Genomic DNA, 19,260 nt, shown 5'->3' on the forward strand with positions numbered 1-19,260 from the left:
AGGTTTAAAAGTAAAATTCTTGTGATTTTCGTATTATCGCATTTCATCTCTAATTAATTTAAATCTTAATGAAAAAGTCTCTTATTATTGCATGTATCGCAATGGGCATTCTTAGTTGTGGTTCAAGCCAACAAACTGTGCCGATTACAGAAAAAATAGTTGAAATTGATCCAACAGTATATGGTAACACCATAACTGCTGATGAATTAAAAACAATGTTATATACTTTTGCTTCAGACGAATTTGAAGGGCGTGACACCGGCAGTAAAGGTCAGAAAATGGCGGTTGAATACCTAAAGCAACATTATGTCGCACTTGGTATTCCTTCTCCAATTTCAGAAGGTGATTATTTTCAAGAAGTACCTTTGCTAAATCAGAAGTCGCCAGAAACTTCCATTACAGTCAATGGTGCGGCATTTGAAAATTATACTGATCTTGTAACTTCTGGATCAGCGGCAACACAAACCATCAACGCATCTGATATTGTTTACGCAGGCTACGGAATTGAAGATGACAACTATTCCAGTTACATAGGTGTAGATGTGAAAGATAAAATTGTTTTGATAAAAGTTGGAGAACCTAAAAATGCCGATGGTACATATGTCACTTCTGGAACTAAAGAAGATACTAAATGGTCCGTTGGAAGACAGGCCCTTGGTTCTAAAAGAGAAGTTGCGAAGCAAAAAGGAGTGAAAGCTGTTTTATATATGGACGATGCCTATTTAAAAATGGCTTCCAATTATATGCAGGCTGCAGCTAAATCAGGTCGTGACAGTCGAATTGGTTTGAAGGACAAGCAGGATGTAATGGTGCAAGTTTTAATTAGCAACAAATTAGGGAAAGCACTTTTAGCGGATATTGAAACGAATGATATCTCTAAAAATCTAAAGGCGAATGTCGAAATTAAAATCACCAGCAATTCTGAAGATGTAAATTCTGAAAATGTGGTGGCATTCATAAAAGGTTCAGAAAAACCAGATGAAGTTTTGGTTATTTCAGCTCATTTAGATCACGAAGGGATCAAAGATGGCGAAATTTATAATGGTGCTGACGATGACGGTTCTGGTTCTGTGGCTATTTTGGAAATCGCAGAAGCATTTAGAATCGCACAGAAAGCAGGCCATGGTCCAAAACGTTCTATCTTGTTTTTACACGTTACTGGTGAAGAAAAAGGTTTGTTGGGTTCAAGTTATTATACTGATGTAGATCCGATTTTTCCTTTGGAAAACACGATTGCCAACTTGAACATTGACATGATAGGAAGAATCGATCCCAAACGCAAGGGAGACAGGAACTATGTCTATTTAATTGGCTCGGACAAATTAAGTCAGGAACTTCATAATGTTTCAGAAGAGGTGAACAAAAAATATGCTAACGTCACTTTAGACTATACGTTTAATGCCGATAACGATCCAAATCGTTTTTATTACCGATCAGATCATTATAATTTTGCAAAAAATAATGTGCCAGTCATTTTCTATTTTAACGGAACGCATGATGACTACCACAAAGCGTCTGATACTCCTGATAAAATTGAATATGATTTATTGGAAAACAGAACGCGACTTGTATTTTATACCGCTTGGGAATTAGCAAATAGAGATGAACGTGTTGCACTTGACAAACCAATTGAATAACACAACAGATCTTTAAAATTAACAAAGGCAAACCAAACGGTTTGCCTTTTTCTGTTTACGGCTTTTGAAGTCCTTTTAATATTATAATTCCTATTCTTGAAATAATAAATACAAAACATCCAAATAGCGTAGTCAAAAAAGAAACTTTTAATCCTCCAGCAATCATCAATGAATTTACTGAATCATTAAATCCCTCAATGGCATCAAAAGCTTCAATCATTCCCAAGATTGACCCTAGAAAGCCCAACACCAAACCTAACAGACTCACGTCAGCAATTAATCGGGTCATTTTTTTCGATGTCATTGGCTTTTTTTTCAAATTTATGAATCCAATGCTCATAAAAACTATGGACAAGATAAGCGCTATTAAAATAAGCGTCATAATAAAAGGACCACCCTCATTAAACCGATCCGCAAATGGGTTATTCATGACGGCTGGAGTTTGAGAAATTAATTTTAGAAACATCATACATCAATTTTAAATTAAACATACTACAAACTTAAACCACATTTCCTAATAGGTTTTTATAATGCGACCGATGACCGATCGAGCGCCTTAAATGACGGTTCGGTTGAAACGGGTGCTAATTCTGTCGTTCATCTCCAATTTTCAAATTCGCATTAAAATTATAGTATTATTGTATATAAAAATTAACCGTGCGGCACAAATCACCTATCTTAAACACATTGATCCAAGCACTCATGCATCTTCTTTTTTGGTGCGGTGTTCTTGTTTTTTTTATGTACTTCTTTGGTTTTGACAGCAGCGATATGAACTATATACTTTCGTTTTCATTGTTTTTAATGCCAATTACAATGGCGACCACATACATTTCCATCTATAAATTAATCCCACAGTACCTTGTTAAAAAGAAATATCTGCTGTTTGGTCTTTACAGTCTATATACGCTCATCGTATCGGGATATTTGATCATAGTTTCTATCTTTTATGGCCTGATATACCTTTCCCATTTTAAGTATGAACAGATGGCACCTATCAGCAGAAATCTGTTTTTTGTCATGATTGCCGTATATCTGGTCGTGTTGGTGGTAAGTGCCTTTAAATTGTTGAAACTTAATATAAGGCAATTGGAACAGAAAAAGAAATTGGAAACCAAAATTCTGACCACCCAATTAAAACTAAAAGAACAGCAACTCAACTATCTTAAAATGCAAATTCATCCCCATTTCCTGTTCAACACTTTAAACACCATTTACGGCTTTTCTTTGAAGAAAGCGGACGAAACACCTGAAATGATTTTAAAACTCTCTAACCTTCTCGATTATCTGCTCTATCAGTCAGATAAGCCGTTTGTTCTATTGACCAATGAGATTCAACATATAAAAGACTATATAGCTCTTGAAAACATGCGTTTTAACAATACGCTCAACGTGAACTTTAATCTTCATAACATTTCAACGTCTTATAAAATTGCACCTATGCTGTTACTTCCGTTTGTTGAAAATAGTTTTAAACATGGTAGTTTAGTCAATGGCGTATTGCAGATATCAATTGACCTCATTTGTACACCAGATCAAATCATCTTTAGGATTGAAAATACGAACACTACAAAAAACACTGAATTAAAAGGTATAGGCTTGCAGAACATCAAAAAACGTTTGGATCTGTTATATGAAAATAACTACGATTTAAATATTCTACAGCAGGAGAAAATGTTCAAGGTCTGTCTAAAATTAAAACACAGTTAATGGGAAAAACAAAAAACATATCCTGTATAATTGTTGATGACGAAATCATTGCTCGAGAAATTATAGCAACCCATCTGTCAAAAATTAATAACATAACTATTGTTGCGAGTTGCAATAAAGCCGTAGAGGCGTTTAAGGTTATCAATAACCATAAGATAGATCTAATATTTTTAGACATCAATATGCCTGAAATCTCAGGAATTTCGTTTGCCAAATCCATAAATAGTGAAATCAAGATTATTTTTACGACGGCCTATCGGGATTATGCTGTTGAAGGTTTTGAGTTACAAGCCGTAGATTATCTACTAAAACCTATCTCTTTTGAGCGTCTTCTAAAAGCTGTAACTACCTATTTTGAAGTGCATTCAAAATCACAAGCTCCTGCCCCATCTCGTTCAAATATCACGACGTTTATGTTTGTTCGCTCTGATCGGCGTATGGTAAAAATTGATTTTGTGGATATTTTATACATAGAAAGCTATAGTGATTATTTAAAGATCCATCTCGATAATGAGGTCGTGGTTACAAGAGAAACCATAACAGCCATAGAAGCCAAGCTACCAAGTAATCAGTTTCTCAGGATCCATAGGTCTTTTATAGTCTCAACCGCTCATATCAGTTCTTTTACCAATGAGCATGTCGTGGTTAAGAACACAGCTTTAACGATCAGTAGAAGTTATAAAAAAGAGGTTTTAGGTCAGCTTGAGCAGTTCTAATTGGCTTATAAATTCATTTCAACTAAAAAAGCGTCACAACATCGTTCAAATAGTGTCAATAAGAATTTAACTTGTATTTTTAATAGGAATTGAAACAGAGTTGTTTAACAGAATAAGTCTTAACCTATTAAATTTTTTCAAATTGAGAAATTTTCTATACAATATCGTCCCAAAACTAGAGCCCTTTGATTATTTATTGCATCATGATAAACAGTTTATCAATCAAGAATGGGTGTTGATCAATGGTATTGAGGATACCCATGCGATGTATGTGTTTAAACCTAACAATGAGTTGGTCATTTCAGAAAACGACAAAGTAACAACTACACGATGGAGTTTTATAAATTCTAATTTCATTTCTATTACTACTGCTGATGGCATTGTGCTTATAAAAGCATTCTATAAGGATAATGACATGCTTGTGCTCAACCAGAAGTCATCTGAAGAATATTCGTTTTTTATTAATTCAACGGAATATTTAGATGTCATCAACTCTAAAGAAGATGTCCAAAAATTTTTAAAGCAAAAATATCTGAAAAAGGCGTCCAAGATTATTTCTGAACATGAGTTCTTCTATATTCAACGCTCTAAAGAATATGGACCTTACACGATGAAAGAACTATTTAATAAGGTAAAAGATAGAGCCGTCAATGCCTATTGCTTGGTTAGGGACGTGAATGAGTCTGATTATACCAGTAAGCTACGAATAAAAGATTTACTTCAAGAACTTTAAATAGAAAAAGCGAACACTCATGTGCTCGCTTTTTTGTTTTTTAATAGTTAGATACTATTATTTTAGATATGTAAAGCTCTATCTTCGGTGGCAGCTAATGCCGCTTCCTTAAGGGCTTCCGTATAGGTTGGATGCGCATGGGACATACGCGAGATATCTTCTGCTGATGCTCTAAATTCCATGGCAACAACAGCTTCGGCAATCATATCTGCAGCACGAGCGCCAATCATGTGGACCCCAAGAATTTCATCTGTTTCTTTATCTGCAAGTACTTTTACAAATCCGTCCAAATCCATGCTGGCTCTACTTCTACCTAGTGCACGCATTGGAAATTGACCTGTTTTATAAGCTACGCCTGCTTCTTTCAGCTGTTCCTCTGTTTGTCCAACAGACGCCACTTCTGGCCAGGTATAAACCACACCAGGAATTAAATTATAATTAATATGAGGTTTTTGTCCCGCTAAGGTTTCTGCAACAAAAACACCTTCCTCCTCAGCTTTATGGGCCAACATTGCTCCTTTTACCACATCGCCAATGGCGTATATGTTTTTGACGTTGGTTTGCAAATGCTCATTGACTTCAACTTGGCCTTTATCGGTCAGTTTTACTCCAGCAGCCTCGGCGTTTAGACCATCTGTATAAGGTCGACGGCCTACAGAAACCAAGCAATAATCGCCTTTAAATTCAACTTCTTCACCTTTTTTATTGTCTGCTTTCACAATCACTTCATCACCTTTTCGCTCAACAGATTTTACCTTATGCGATACATTTACATTGAACTTGGCCTTCTTCAAGACTTTATTCAATTCTTTGGATAATCCGGAATCCATGGTTGGGATAATACGATCCAAATATTCAATAACCGTTACTTCGGCACCAAGTCTTCTGTAAACCTGTCCTAGTTCCAAACCGATTACTCCGCCCCCAATAACGATCATGTGCTTTGGAATTTCCTTAAGCTTTAAAGCTTCCGTTGAAGTGATGACTCGCTCTTTGTCCAATTCAATAAACGGCAGGTTTGAAGGCTTACTTCCTGTGGCGATAATGGTGTTCTTGGCTTCAATCTCTAGGTCTTCTTCTCCTTTAATAGTAATATGCGTAGCGTCCTTAAAAGATCCTAAGCCTTGATAGACATCAATCTTGTTTTTTTTCATTAAGAAATCGATACCCCCTGTCGTTTGATCAACAACAGATTGTTTACGGGCTATCATTTGTTTTAGATTCACTTTGATATCCCCAGGAATGTCAATACCATGTTCTTCAAAATGTTTAACGGCGTCTTCATAGTGATGAGAAGAATCCAAAAGTGCTTTACTTGGAATACAACCCACATTGAGACAGGTGCCCCCAAGTGTTGCATATTTTTCAATAATTGCAGTTTTCATGCCTAATTGTGCGCAACGGATGGCTGCTACATATCCTCCAGGACCAGAGCCTATAATGGCTACATCATATGAATTCATAAAGTTGTTTTTTGATATTACTTAAAATCAACTACAAAAATACAATTTTGATTTACGTTTTACGAATTACGACCTACCATTTTTAAAATCTATAATTTTAAATTGTGGACTTCAGTATTTATTCTGGAAATCCTAGCATATGCCCCATGCCAACGGTAAAGAGCCACCACCCATAAATGGCATGCTCAATAGAAACCAATAAGGTGGATTTAGTTTTCTCATAAGTCAATGCGAAAAGAATACCACCCAAAAAGGTCATCACTATAACCAAAGGGTTTCGGTAGAAAATATGCGCCATGGAAAAGACAATGGCATTTATAAAAATAAAGAGCGTCCTGCTTTTAAAAAGCGAACTGTAACGTTGAAAATATAAGGTACGGTAAATAAGTTCTTGTGGGTAAACTGAAAACATGGCATAGGCGAACAATATAACCACCCAAAGTTTTGGTTTTTTGTACAACACATGGAACAATTCTGATTCAGCAGTCAGAAACATGTATCCAATAGTTAAAAATGCAATGACCAACAACTTAATGAAAACATGTTTCCAAAACGACTTCCATTTTAAGTTTGGTGCCATTTTAAATTTATTGTCCTCAACTTTCAGCAACACGAAAATTACATATCCAAAGCCAGAAATAGCAAGAAACGCTTTAATTACAAAAGGATAATCCAACGCAAAACTTACCGGCAAGATTATAAAAATCAAGAAAAATTCAGTGAGTTTGTATCTGACTGACTGCATTGATCTACATGTTTATAGCAGTGGTATGTTTGACTTCGTTAATAACAAACATGCTATGGGTACTGCCAATATGGTCGATAGAAGTTAATTTATTGACCATGAATTCCCTAAAAGCTTCCATGTCTGACACAATAACTTTTAAGAGATAATCATAATCACCACTAATATGGTAACATTCCATCACTTCTGCAAGATTAGTGACTTCTTTTTCAAACTTAACCACATAATCCTGTGTGTGTTGTATGAGTTTAATATGACAGAACGCCACAAAGCTTTTATTCGCTTTTTCCTTTTGAACCAAAGCGACATATTTTGAGATAACACCTGCTTTCTCGAGCTTTCTTATCCGCTCATAAACTGCTGTGACAGAAAGGTTGAGATGTATGGAGAGCTCCTTATTAGTTTGTTTACTATTGGTTTGAAGAAGTCCCAGTAGTTTTTTATCGATGGCATCAAAAGTCATAAATGAAAAATTTTCAGTTGAAATTGAACAAATGTAGAAAATGATTATTTAAAATCTATATAATTTCAGTTTATTAGATTATAAATCTAAATAGTGTTATATCTATTGATAAATAATCTGAATTACTGCATATTCGCATCACAATTAACTTAAATAATACAATAGTCATGGCATTTAAACCAGCAAATAATATACAAGATTTACAATACTTTGGAGAATTTGGAGGCGTTAACCCTTCTATTTCTGATTCGTCAACCTACACCTTCCTCTCTGCAAAAACCATGTTTGATACTTTTGAGGGCAATGCCGATGGATGTTATTTATATTCACGCCATTCCACCCCTTCCAATCTCTATTTAGGAAAAGCGCTTGCCGCCATGGAAGGTACGGAAACCGCAACTGTTACCGCTTCCGGAATGGGAGCCATTACGCCAGTCTTGATGCAACTTTGCGGTGCCGGGGATCATATTGTGTCAAGCCGAACAATCTACGGCGGAACCTATGCATTTTTGAAAAATTTTACACCACGACTTAACATTAAGACATCATTTGTTGACATCACTAAATTAGATGTGGTTGAAGCCGCTATAACCTCAAATACAAAAGTTATTTACTGCGAGTCCGTGAGCAATCCATTATTGGAAGTTGCAGATATCTCAAGTTTGGCAAATTTGGCCAAAAAGCACGGTCTAAAACTTATCGTGGACAATACGTTTTCGCCTTTATCCATTTCTCCAGCACAATTGGGGGCTGATGTTGTGATTCATAGTCTAACCAAGTTTATCAATGGCTCCAGTGATACCGTTGGTGGGGTTATTTGTGGAACTCAAGAGTTTATCGACGATTTGAGGAATGTCAATGATGGTGCTTGTATGCTATTAGGTGCCACCATGGATAGTTTAAGAGCTGCTTCAATTTTAAAAAACTTGAGAACTTTGCATATTAGGATGCAACAACATAGTCTGAATGGCATGTATTTGGCCGAACAGTTTGAAAAAGATGGCTTAAAAACGGTATATCCTGGATTAAAATCGCACGCATCTCACGATTTGTTTAAATCTATGATGAATGAAAAGTATGGATTTGGAGGGATGTTGACGGTTGATGTGGGGTCATTGGACAAAGCGAATGCCTTAATGGAATTGATGCAAAAGGAAAACTTAGGGTATCTTGCCGTCAGTCTTGGATTCTACAAAACACTATTCTCAGCTCCTGGTAGCTCGACATCTTCAGAAATTCCTGAGGACGAGCAAAAAGAAATGGGCTTGAGTGATGGGTTGATCCGTTTCTCAATTGGTTTGGATGCGGATATTGAAAGGACATATGAGATGATGAAGGACTGCATGAAAGAGTTGGATATTTTGTAATTAAAGACACAAGTGCTCCATGATATTTTCAGCATAACCATCTCTAGCCAGAAATAGAATCCAAAGATTTTTTATCACATCTGAGTAGCTAAATTCCGTTTGTAAAGCTCTCATTATCGAGGGAATCTCAAGGCCGTTAAAAATTTCGCATATAAAATGAAATCTTACGAATGGATGTACTTGTGTTTTCTATAGTTGTTAAATTTTTACCGGTCAAGGTTTTCACTCGAGTTGGCGAAAATTATTGAAATGGAAAAGCCTTGTAGCTATTGCTTTTACAAGACTTTCCATTTCTTTTTGTTGAACCCGTATTTAAGTTATTTACTTATTTTGCGCTATATTTTCTAAAATCCATTCTAGTTCTGGATCCACATTATTTAATCGGTCTTTGTAAGTAGGTAGAATCTCAACATCTGGTTTTACACCATAACCATCGCTCATAGTCTTGATAGTAGCGTCTATATACATAAGACCAAATTTAGCTTGCACTTTAGAATTAGGCAATTCGTAGTATTCACTAAACCCAGCAACTGTTCCATTGTATGCGCCTCCCGTTTCTTCACCTACAAAAGTTGCGCGTTCTTCTCCATGCAGTTTTGCCGATAATACAGCTGATGCCGAAAATGAATTCCCATTGATTAACACATAAATTTCACCTTTAAAATTTAATGGTTTTGGCACCTGCTCTTTAGACGGTTTAAGCTTATAATAAAGAACACCCTCTTTTTTTTCTGTTTTCAAGACCTCGATAGCTGCAAATATTGGTGCACCCAAAACAAAGACACCCTTGACCAAATTAGGTGTTGTATTACTACTCATCGTACTTTTTAAAAGCGGTGTTCTAGAATGTACTTCACTTGGATTGATCATGGTGAAATTTTTATCTGTAAGATAGGAATACAAATAAGCGATATCATTTAAACTTCCTCCAAAATTATTTCGTAAATCAATTATTAAAGTTTCTGTCTTTAGGGAATCCATGATTTTAAAATTCTCATCATAAAAAGCTTCATAATTTCCGTTTGAGAACCCTCGAATTTTTAATAAGGCCACGGTACTATCCTTGCCTACAAAGTTTAGATTTCGTGTATATTCATTTCTTGAAACTATATAACCGTATTTTTGATTATGCTTTTTTTTAGCTTTAGATTCTATCTTTTTCGCCTTACGTTCTGCTTTAGTGAGCTTAACTTTTTTCTGGTCTATGGATTTTAACGCATCTGATTTAAGAGCGTCATTTTTGGAAGCCGTAGAATCATTTTTTAACACACGATTATACACTTTGACAAACGTAGAGTCAGTGTTTCTCAAGGTGAGCGTAATACTATCAAAAAGGCCTTTATCATTTGTATAATACCTCATAAAACGGGTACCTACTATTCTATTATGAAAAGTGGTATTATAACCATCAGAAGCTATAATTTTTTTATAATTACTAATTAAATCCTGAGGCTTTTCATCTTCAATTTTTAAAACTTCGGCGTTGATTAATACAGAATCATTTCCTCTAGCATTAACAATAAACAACTTCTCATCTAAATATTCAAAATCTAAATTATCGATATCAAATTTGGTTTTATTGAAGGCTTTACGCTCTTTTTTTGTTAATTTAATACTTGGTGGAGAAAGCGACAAATGACCTTGACCTACATATTTAGTAACTACAGATAACTCCTTATAAAACGCCCAACTATCCATTGGTTTATCAATGGCTTTTTTTAAGCTATCGAACTTAAAATCTAAAACTTCTTTAGAGGTAAACTGATATAAATGTGGGTGATCTCGTTGTAGTTTTTCGTAAACTTTATCTATATCTTCATGTAAGCTTTCAACAGAATGCTGTTTTGTGACGTTCAGGATGTGCTTTTCAACACTAGCACAAGAGGTTATAACTAATGCAATAAATAGTTGTACTAGAGTCGTACGCGATTTTAAAAGTTTTTTGATTTATAATGCCATGACAATATTTGTTTTTCGTTTCTATTAATACAGACGCAAAACAATTAAGAAAGGTTGCCTAGGCTTGGAACTATTTTTTTATAAGTACCCAATGTACAGGGATTAAAGCGTGTTGAATAATTTGATTTGCATAGGTTTGTCGAAAATCGTAACATTACGTACTAGAACCTAACGCAAATTAAATAATCTCTTCTTAATGGAAAGCCAAGATATTAAACCAAGAGTACCTCAGGATGAACATATCGTTGAAAATAAAGAATTGAACATTTGGGAGGCTCTAATTCCTGTTTTTGCTCTAGTGGGGATGTTAGCATATAACGTCTATATTTATGGAGGTGATGCGTTAGGTGGATCCAATCAGTTTGTTCTATTATTGGGCGGTGGTGTGGCAGCGATTGTTGGCGTTTTTAACAAAGTCACTTTTTCACAAATGATTGAGGAAGTTTCCGAGAATATAAAATCAACGGGAAGTGCCATCATCATTCTTCTCATGGTTGGCGCGCTTGCTGGCACATGGCTCATAAGCGGTATTATTCCTACCATGATCTATTACGGACTTCAAGTTTTGAATCCTACGATATTCCTAGCGGCCTGTGTTATTATTTGCGCCATCATATCTGTGGCCACGGGCAGTAGTTGGACAACATCGGCAACCGTCGGTATAGCGCTCATTGGGATTGCACAAGCTTTGGGTGTTCACCTAGGAATGACTGCGGGAGCCATTCTTTCAGGGGCTTATTTTGGTGATAAAATTTCTCCGATGAGCGATACTACAAACTTGGCTCCGGCCATGGCGGGAACGGATTTGTTCACTCACATTAGATATATGCTTTATACCACAGTCCCCACATTAACGGTTACTTTAGTTGTTTTTGTGGTTATTGGCTTAAATATTGACACCACAGGCTCTGCTAATACTCAGGATATTTTAACCGCCTTGGATACATCAATCAATGTCAGCCCATGGCTCTTTGTCGTTCCAGTATTGGTTATTGTGCTGATTGTAAAAAAGACACCGCCCTTAGTTGCACTTATGGCTGGTACCTTACTGGGTGGCTTGGCGGCTCTTCTCTTTCAACCAAATATTGTGGCCTCCATTGGTGGCGGAAGTTCCTTAAATTTTGAAACGGGCTATAAAGGTCTTATGGATGCGATTACGGTAGATACGGCAATTCCTACAGATAATGAAGCATTAAAAGGATTGTTCTCTTCAGGAGGCATGTCGAGCATGTTGGGCACCGTTTGGCTAATTCTTTGTGCAATGGTATTTGGCGGAATTATGGATGCCATTGGAGCATTAGCTGCCATAAGTAAATCACTTTTAAAATTATTCCATACCACTTTCGGACTCTTTGCAAGCACCGTCGCCAGTTGTCTAGCCCTGAACCTTACTGCAAGCGATCAGTATTTAGCAATTGTAGTACCAGGAAAAATGTATGCGCAAGCCTATAAAGACAAAGGATTGGCGCCCGAAAATCTTTCAAGAACGCTTGAGGATAGCGGAACGGTTACCTCCGTATTAGTACCATGGAATACGTGTGGCGCCTATCATAGTGGGGTTCTTGGCGTGGACACAATGCATTATGCTGGTTATGCAATCTTTAATTGGTTAAGTCCTTTTATGACGCTTATATTTGCGGCTTTTAGAATAAAAATCAGACAGCTTGTCGCTCATAAATAACCTTTCCTTTTTATCAACTATTTTCAGTACCTAATTAAGCAACTGTTTAGAACTGAAACAACTAATGTTGATATTGAATTAACTATTCATAAAATTTATAACAATATAATTTTATATAATCATTATCTATGGTGAATATGCCTATTTATGGATAGTTTTGCTGTAGAAATAATATTAATCATAAAATTATATAATATGGCTTTCGTAGGAAAAAAATTTCCAGATTTAAAAGTAAACGCAATGAATGAAATGGGTGATACATTCACCATTAATGTTCTTGAAGAAGCAAAAAAGAATAACAAAAAAGTACTGTTATTTTGGTATCCAAAGGATTTTACTTTTGTATGCCCAACAGAATTACATGCTTTTCAAGCTGATTTAGCAGAATTTGAAAAACGCAATACGATTGTGATTGGCGCATCTTGCGATACTCCTGAAGTTCACTTTGCATGGTTAAGCACATCTAAAGATAATGGTGGTATTGAAGGTGTTACCTATCCAATTTTAGCCGATTCCAACAGAAACTTAGCATCCACTCTAGGTATCTTGGATATCACAAATGAAACCTATAATGAAGAAACTGGTATTGTAACCGTTGAAGGTGACAATGTCACGTATAGAGCAACGTATATTATTGATGAAGAAGGTACTGTTGTTCATGAAAGTATCAACCATATGCCATTGGGTAGAAACGTTAAGGAATATCTTCGTTTAATTGATGCTTATACGCATGTTCAAGAAAAAGGAGAAGTTTGTCCTGCAAACTGGGAAGAAGGTAAAGATGCCATGCAAGCAAATGCAAAAGGTACTGCAGAGTATCTAAAAGCACATTTAAACTAGGCATTTAAAGAGTTGGAACAAATATCCCTGCCTTTTGGCAGGGACTTTTATTAATTATAAATTTATAGTTATGGTCAAAGAATTAGAACAAGATAATTTAGGACAATTAGTGTCAGATAATGAGACTGTAATTGTTCAATATTCAGCAAGTTGGTGTGGTAATTGTAGAATTATGAAACCAAAATTTAAGAAACTTGCAACAGAAAATGAAAACATGACCTTTGTTATGGCTGATGCTGAAAAGTTTCCGGAATCTAGAAAACTAGCAACTGTAGATAACTTACCTACATTTGCCATCTTCAAGAATGGTGCTTTTGTAGATCAGGTTCAGACTAACAAATTTGAAATTTTAAAAGATTTAGTCAATGAAGTTACCAGTAATTAAACATCTCACCCAATTTATTGAGGATAATGATGAGGATTTTGTGATCGAAACCATTGAAACATTGGAAAACCTTACCGAGGTATCTTCCTTAAAAGACGAAGAGCTTGACGTTATTGGAGAATTAATCTCTAATATGTACGGTGCGTTGGAAGTACAGAAATTGGTTAAAGAAGGGGCGCCTAAAAAAGAAGCGCTAAATACTTTTATGTCCCGTGTATTGGGTTCTATAGATAAATAATATTAGTCTATCAAAAAAACCATTTCAAATAAATGGATCTTTATACCTAATTTTTAAGTAAAACCCGTTAAATACGTAATTTAACGGGTTTATTTTTAGAATAGAACTACTATTCTATTTGGCCATTCCAGGTAAGAGTACGGCATCAATAACGTGAATTACGCCATTAGATTGGTTCACATCTGCAATAGTTATTTTTGCTGAATTTCCGTTCTCGTCAGTGATATAGACCTGCTTTCCTTTGGCCCAAGCGGTTAATGTACCACCAGCCACTGTTTCAATTTTTGCTTTGCCATCAGCTTCCTTAATTAATTTAGCGATATCCTTGGCGTTCCATTTTCCTGCAACAACGTGATATTTTAAAATTGATTGCAATTTCGCTTTATTTTCAGGCATTAGTAAGGTTTCAACAGTGCCTTTTGGTAAAGCTTTAAAAGCAGCATTGGTAGGAGCAAATACTATAAATGGGCCTTCACTGGAGAGCACTTCTACTAAATCGGCAGCTTTAACTGCAGCGACCAGAGTCGTATGATCTTTAGAATTTACGGCATTTTCTACAATGTTTTTTGTTGGATACATTTCAGCACCACCTACCATTTTTGTTTCCTGCTTCATCAATTTCTCCTGAGCAATGACAGATTGGCCAATAAAAATTGAACCTAATACTAATGCGATACTGAATAATTTTGTCGTTTTCATAATGTTGATTTTTTAAATTGAATAGTTATATTTTTCATTCAGCTTATCTACGTTGTTTTATGAAAGTCGGTTTTATTAATTTTATTTTTGGACCAATTGATTCAAATTTTCCATTTTAAATAGATAGCTTTATAAAGCTATTTTTTGTATCTTAATTAGTCATATTTGAAATTATGTTAGACACTGATTATGTAAAAGTTTTTTCAGGAAGTTTCATTATTGTTCAATTGGTGGTGGATCGGTTGGAAAGTGTAGGCATAAATGCCATTATTAAAGATGAGTCTGAATTAGGAAGATTGGCAGGATTTGCATCTTCAATACAAGGACTGCAAGAACTTTATGTATCTAAGGAAGAGCTCGATCACGCTATTCCAATTATAGCAGCGGTAAAATCTGAATTGGAAGCATAAAAAAACCCTGAATCTCTTCAGGGCTTTACTATGGTTTTAAGAATAAAATTATGCAGTTACGGCATACATTTTTTCTCTGTGTTCTTGGATCTTCTTATCGTCCATATACTCATCAAACGTCATATAACGGTCAATCACTCCATTTGGAGTCAGTTCGATGATTCGGTTTCCAACAGTTTGTGCAAACTCATGATCATGCGTCGTAAATAATATAGTCCCTTTAAAGTTCGATAGGGAATTATTAAACGCCGTAATGCTTTCAAGATCTAAATGGTTGGTAGGTTCATCCAACATTAGAACGTTAGCTCTCATCATCATCATTCTACTCAGCATACAACGTACTTTTTCACCTCCGGACAATACATTTGATGTCTTCAGTGCTTCTTCGCCACTAAAAATCATTTTCCCCAAAAACCCTCTGATATGTACTTCTTCACGCTCTTCTTCAGTAGTTGCCCATTGGCGCAACCAATCGACAAGCGTTAATTTATTTTCAAAAAAGGAACTGTTATCCAAGGGTAAATAAGATTGTGCTGTCGTTATTCCCCACTGATATTCTCCTTTATCTGCTTTCAAATTACCATTGAGAATTTCATAGAATGCCGTCGTAGCACGAGAATCCTTGGAGTAAATCACTACCTTATCTCCTTTGGTCAAATTAATGTCTACATTCTTAAATAATATGTCGCCATCCAATGAAGCTTCTAGCCCGTTGATGTTTAAAATTTGATCGCCAGCCTCTCTATCACGTTCAAAAATAATCGCTGGATAACGGCGGCTGGAAGGTTTGATGTCTGAAATGTTCAATTTCTCAATCATCTTTTTTCTACTTGTGGCCTGCTTTGATTTTGCTACGTTAGCAGAGAAACGACGAATGAACTCTTCAAGTTCCTTCTTTTTATCCTCCGCTTTTTTGTTTTGTTGCGAACGCTGTCTTGCCGCTAACTGTGAAGATTCATACCAAAATGAATAGTTTCCTGAATAATGGTTGATCTTTCCGAAATCAATATCAGAGATGTGGGTACAAACAGAATCCAAAAAATGTCTATCGTGAGAAACTACAATCACACAGTTCTCGTAATTCGCTAGAAAATTCTCCAACCATGAGATGGTTTCGTAATCCAGATCGTTGGTAGGCTCATCCATGATCAATACATCCGGATTTCCAAATAAAGCTTGTGCCAAGAGGACCCGTACTTTTTGCTTGCCATCCAAATCCTTCATTAAAGTATAATGAAACTCTTCTTTAATGCCCAAATTCGATAACATTGCGGCAGCATTACTATCTGCATTCCAGCCGTTCATTTCTTCAAATTGTACTTGAAGTTCCCCTATTTTATCGGCGTTTTCATCAGTATAGTCGGCATAAAGCGCATCAATTTGCGATTTCAGATTATATAATGGCTTGTTCCCCATAATGATGGTTTCCAATACAGTGTGATCGTCATAAAGATTATGGTCCTGTTCTAAAACCGACATACGCTTTCCTGGTTCCAAATGGACATGCCCTGATGTTGGGTCCATTTTACCTGCCAGAATTTTCAAAAAAGTAGACTTTCCTGCACCATTGGCACCAATAATACCGTAGCAATTACCTTGATTGAAGCTGGTACTTACTTCATCAAAAAGGACACGTTTGCCAAACTGAACAGAAAGATTAGAAACTGATAACATTTTATAGGTATTTAATTTGCTGCAAAAGTAGAAAAAACCTAGCATTTTATGAAACTTAAAGCACTCTATTTAAACACTCTTATTGCTGAACCAATTTAATTGAAATATCAGTCTTTATCGATGATATAAGGATTTCATCTTGTTGCGGAAGGAAACATTTAACAGCGCCTTAACAGCTTGATGCACAAACTATATTTATTTTTGTTTATAATCCAACCAGCTCCAATAACCCTTATGTTTATGAGAATCTACATTATATCATTAATGCTTTTGTCAACGCTTTTCAGTTGCAAAAAAAATGCTAATGAAGTTGATAGATTTGCTTATTTTGGAGGCGAAATTATTAATCCCACTAATGATTACGTTTTATTGTTCTCGCCTAATTCACAGGCAGAAAACTCTGACACTCTTTTCCTCAATCACAACAATCGTTTTTTTACCAAATTAGATCCTTTAAAATCAGGGTTGTTTACTTTTATTCATGGGGGACAGTATCAAATGGTTCTTTTAGAGCCAAAGGACAGTGTCATGTTAAGATTGAATACTATTGATTTTGATGAGTCTCTCGTTTTTACCGGAGAAGGTGCAAGAAAGAATAATTTTTTGATAAAGATTTTTCTTGAAAATGAGGCTGATCAAGCAAATTTCATCAATATCTCCCAATTCGAGCCAGAAAAATTTGAACATTATATTGATTCGTCAAGAGCTGAACGTTTAAATGGACTTGCTGAGTTTTCTAACCAAAGGCAACTTTCAGATATTTTCGATAAAGTAGCAGAAACCAGTATTAATTACAGTTACTATAGCTCCAAAGAGATGTATCCTTTTGCCTATTATGGGTATCGCAATTTAAAAGACTATAAGAATCTACCTCCCCAATTTTATGATTATAGAAAGGACATTGATTATAACATTGGTTCGTTAGGTGATTTTTTTATTTATAATCGCTTTCTCTATTCTCACTTTAACAATATGGCATTGAAAGAATTCTATGTAAATTCTCCCGAAGATGCTGTTTTCAATAGACATTCTGTGGTCTATAATTTAGAAAAATTAAGGTTAATGAATGAGCGTATCTCAAATGACACCATAAAAAATAAATTATTAAAAAATACCACTCGCGATTTCATATCGATGTGTGAAGATTCTACTGCCATAAAAGAAGTTATTGCCTCCTATCTTGAAATGAGCAGTAGTACGGAAGATAAAAATTACATTGAAGGTCTTTATAGCGCTATAAAAAAACTTAAACCAGGTGAACTACTTCCTGATCTGGATTTGGTTAATTATAACAATGAGCAGCATAGTTTCAGTGATTTGATCTCAAAGCCAACAGTTATATATTTTTGGTCGTCAAACTTAAAAATCCATTATAAAAACAGTCATTATAAAATAAGGGATCTAAAGAAAAAATATCCAAATATTGATTTTATTGCAATCAATATCAATGACAATGACAAGAAATATTGGAAAAGAACTTTAGGCGAATTCAAATTCCCAATTGACAGCGAATATCAATTTAAAGATCCTGTTAGTGCCAAACAGACCCTAGTGCTTAATACGGTTTACAAAATAATTGTGGTTGACAAGGAGATGCGTATTGAAGATTCCTACTACAATATGTTCCACAATAAATTTGAGGACAAATTGCAAGAATTGAACCAGTAATTCTGTAAGGATTCAGTTTCCGAGATCAACGAAGCAAACTTTAGGCGCTTCGCTTTTGGGTTTTGGCTTTCGATCCTGCCCAAGAGACGGACTTAGTCGAACCAACAAAATACAATGTGTTTCGGTAGTACCTTTCACTCATAGAAAAAGGCTTCATTATTGAAGCCTTTTTTATGAACTAGGTTGCACAGCATTAGTTTCCTTTTTTGAAGTCTGCTAAAAACTTCTCTAATCCGATATCCGTTAACGGATGGTTTAATAATCCGGTAATGGAGCTTAAAGGACCAGTCATGACATCTGCGCCTAATTTAGCACAGTCAATGACGTGCATGGTGTGACGTACAGATGCTGCTAAAATTTCTGTTTCAAATTCATAGTTATCATAGATCATTCTAATTTCGGCAATCAGGTTTAATCCATCTGTAGAGATATCATCCAAACGTCCAATGAAAGGAGATACATAAGTTGCTCCTGCTTTTGCAGCCAATAGAGCTTGTCCGGCAGAAAAGACTAAAGTCATATTCGTTTTAACACCTTTATCACTAAAATATTTACAAGCCTTGATGCCATCTTTTATCATCGGCAATTTGACCACAATTTGGTCGTGAAGTTCAGCCAATGCTTCTCCTTCCCTAACCATACCATCAAAATCTGTAGCAATCACTTCAGCACTTACATCACCGTCCACCAATTTGCAGATATTGACATAATGCTTCATAATATTGTCAGTTCCAGTAATGCCTTCCTTAGCCATTAATGATGGATTAGTGGTGACACCATCTAAAATCCCCATGTCTTGGGCTTCCTTAATTTGCTCTAAATTAGCAGTATCAATAAAAAATTTCATAAATAAAAGTATGTATATAAGTTGT

At 35.6% G+C, this 19,260-nt stretch carries 19 protein-coding genes; 11 read left to right on the top strand and 8 right to left on the bottom strand.

Features of this window, described 5'->3' with window-relative positions:
* Positions 1-68: 68 nt before the first annotated feature.
* Positions 69-1,637: a M28 family metallopeptidase gene (locus tag G525_RS0113205; RefSeq protein WP_027126587.1), complete on the top strand. Its 1,569-nt coding sequence runs from the start codon at positions 69-71 to the stop codon at positions 1,635-1,637.
* A gap of 55 nt (positions 1,638-1,692) precedes the next feature.
* On the opposite strand, the gene G525_RS0113210 is transcribed toward G525_RS0113205, so the two are convergent.
* Entirely contained in the window at positions 1,693-2,106 is a 414-nt protein-coding gene (locus tag G525_RS0113210) for a MotA/TolQ/ExbB proton channel family protein (RefSeq protein ID WP_245577797.1), read from the bottom strand.
* 302 nt (positions 2,107-2,408) lie between these two features.
* Here G525_RS0113210 and G525_RS0113215 point away from each other — a divergent pair, with 302 nt between their 5' ends.
* The 3 genes from G525_RS0113215 (at position 2,409) to G525_RS0113225 (ending at position 4,796) form a co-directional block, all read left to right on the top strand.
* On the top strand, positions 2,409-3,347 hold the full coding sequence (locus G525_RS0113215) for a sensor histidine kinase (RefSeq protein WP_245577798.1): 939 nt from the start codon (positions 2,409-2,411) through the stop codon (positions 3,345-3,347).
* Positions 3,347-4,063 (top strand): LytR/AlgR family response regulator transcription factor, encoded by a 717-nt coding sequence (locus tag G525_RS0113220; protein WP_027126590.1) that lies wholly within the window; start codon positions 3,347-3,349, stop codon positions 4,061-4,063. Before G525_RS0113215 ends, G525_RS0113220 begins: the two co-directional genes overlap by 1 nt.
* 142 nt (positions 4,064-4,205) lie before the next feature.
* On the top strand, positions 4,206-4,796 hold the full coding sequence (locus G525_RS0113225) for a hypothetical protein (RefSeq protein ID WP_027126591.1): 591 nt from the start codon (positions 4,206-4,208) through the stop codon (positions 4,794-4,796).
* A 62-nt stretch (positions 4,797-4,858) separates the two neighbouring features.
* On the opposite strand, the gene lpdA is transcribed toward G525_RS0113225, so the two are convergent.
* From lpdA to G525_RS0113240, 3 genes are all read right to left on the bottom strand, one after another.
* Positions 4,859-6,259, bottom strand: a complete 1,401-nt coding sequence (lpdA, locus tag G525_RS0113230) for a dihydrolipoyl dehydrogenase (RefSeq protein WP_027126592.1) — start codon at positions 6,257-6,259, stop codon at positions 4,859-4,861.
* Positions 6,260-6,377: 118 nt separating this feature from the next.
* Positions 6,378-7,004: a CPBP family intramembrane glutamic endopeptidase gene (locus tag G525_RS0113235; RefSeq protein ID WP_027126593.1), complete on the bottom strand. Its 627-nt coding sequence runs from the start codon at positions 7,002-7,004 to the stop codon at positions 6,378-6,380.
* Between the two features lie 4 nt (positions 7,005-7,008).
* Entirely contained in the window at positions 7,009-7,467 is a 459-nt protein-coding gene (locus tag G525_RS0113240; protein WP_027126594.1) for an Lrp/AsnC family transcriptional regulator, read from the bottom strand.
* A gap of 167 nt (positions 7,468-7,634) precedes the next feature.
* Here G525_RS0113240 and G525_RS0113245 point away from each other — a divergent pair, with 167 nt between their 5' ends.
* Entirely contained in the window at positions 7,635-8,834 is a 1,200-nt protein-coding gene (locus G525_RS0113245; RefSeq protein WP_027126595.1) for an aminotransferase class I/II-fold pyridoxal phosphate-dependent enzyme, read from the top strand.
* A gap of 321 nt (positions 8,835-9,155) precedes the next feature.
* Here G525_RS0113245 and G525_RS0113255 read toward each other — a convergent pair whose 3' ends face one another.
* Entirely contained in the window at positions 9,156-10,532 is a 1,377-nt protein-coding gene (locus G525_RS0113255) for a S41 family peptidase (RefSeq protein ID WP_245577799.1), read from the bottom strand.
* Positions 10,533-10,989: 457 nt separating this feature from the next.
* Here G525_RS0113255 and nhaC point away from each other — a divergent pair, with 457 nt between their 5' ends.
* From nhaC to G525_RS0113275, 4 genes are all read left to right on the top strand, one after another.
* On the top strand, positions 10,990-12,474 hold the full coding sequence (gene nhaC / locus G525_RS0113260) for a Na+/H+ antiporter NhaC (RefSeq protein WP_027126597.1): 1,485 nt from the start codon (positions 10,990-10,992) through the stop codon (positions 12,472-12,474).
* A 195-nt stretch (positions 12,475-12,669) separates the two neighbouring features.
* On the top strand, positions 12,670-13,314 hold the full coding sequence (locus G525_RS0113265; protein WP_027126598.1) for a peroxiredoxin: 645 nt from the start codon (positions 12,670-12,672) through the stop codon (positions 13,312-13,314).
* 70 nt (positions 13,315-13,384) lie between these two features.
* Complete coding sequence (locus tag G525_RS0113270) at positions 13,385-13,699, top strand: thioredoxin family protein (RefSeq protein WP_027126599.1); 315 nt, start codon at positions 13,385-13,387, stop codon at positions 13,697-13,699.
* On the top strand, positions 13,680-13,937 hold the full coding sequence (locus tag G525_RS0113275; protein ID WP_027126600.1) for a DUF6952 family protein: 258 nt from the start codon (positions 13,680-13,682) through the stop codon (positions 13,935-13,937). Before G525_RS0113270 ends, G525_RS0113275 begins: the two co-directional genes overlap by 20 nt.
* Before the next feature lie 114 nt (positions 13,938-14,051).
* On the opposite strand, the gene G525_RS0113280 is transcribed toward G525_RS0113275, so the two are convergent.
* Positions 14,052-14,636 carry a fasciclin domain-containing protein gene (locus G525_RS0113280; protein WP_027126601.1) on the bottom strand — a complete coding sequence of 195 codons (585 nt, stop codon included), beginning with the start codon at positions 14,634-14,636 and terminating at the stop codon, positions 14,052-14,054.
* A 173-nt stretch (positions 14,637-14,809) separates the two neighbouring features.
* On the opposite strand from G525_RS0113280, the gene G525_RS0113285 reads away from it, so the two are divergent.
* The gene (locus G525_RS0113285) at positions 14,810-15,046 is read left to right on the top strand and encodes a putative signal transducing protein (protein ID WP_027126602.1); all 237 of its coding nucleotides are present in this window, start codon (positions 14,810-14,812) and stop codon (positions 15,044-15,046) included.
* 48 nt (positions 15,047-15,094) lie between these two features.
* On the opposite strand, the gene G525_RS0113290 is transcribed toward G525_RS0113285, so the two are convergent.
* Positions 15,095-16,720 (bottom strand): ABC-F family ATP-binding cassette domain-containing protein, encoded by a 1,626-nt coding sequence (locus tag G525_RS0113290; RefSeq protein WP_027126603.1) that lies wholly within the window; start codon positions 16,718-16,720, stop codon positions 15,095-15,097.
* Between the two features lie 240 nt (positions 16,721-16,960).
* Between G525_RS0113290 and G525_RS0113295 the strand changes: the two genes are divergently transcribed.
* Positions 16,961-18,388, top strand: coding sequence for a TlpA family protein disulfide reductase (locus tag G525_RS0113295; RefSeq protein WP_027126604.1), 1,428 nt, complete (start codon positions 16,961-16,963; stop codon positions 18,386-18,388).
* Between the two features lie 193 nt (positions 18,389-18,581).
* Here G525_RS0113295 and fsa read toward each other — a convergent pair whose 3' ends face one another.
* Positions 18,582-19,235, bottom strand: a complete 654-nt coding sequence (gene fsa, locus G525_RS0113300; protein ID WP_027126605.1) for a fructose-6-phosphate aldolase — start codon at positions 19,233-19,235, stop codon at positions 18,582-18,584.
* Between the last annotated feature and the right edge of the window lie 25 nt (positions 19,236-19,260).

It is taken from the genome of Gelidibacter mesophilus DSM 14095 (assembly GCF_000423005.1).
GTDB lineage: Bacteria > Bacteroidota > Bacteroidia > Flavobacteriales > Flavobacteriaceae > Gelidibacter > Gelidibacter mesophilus.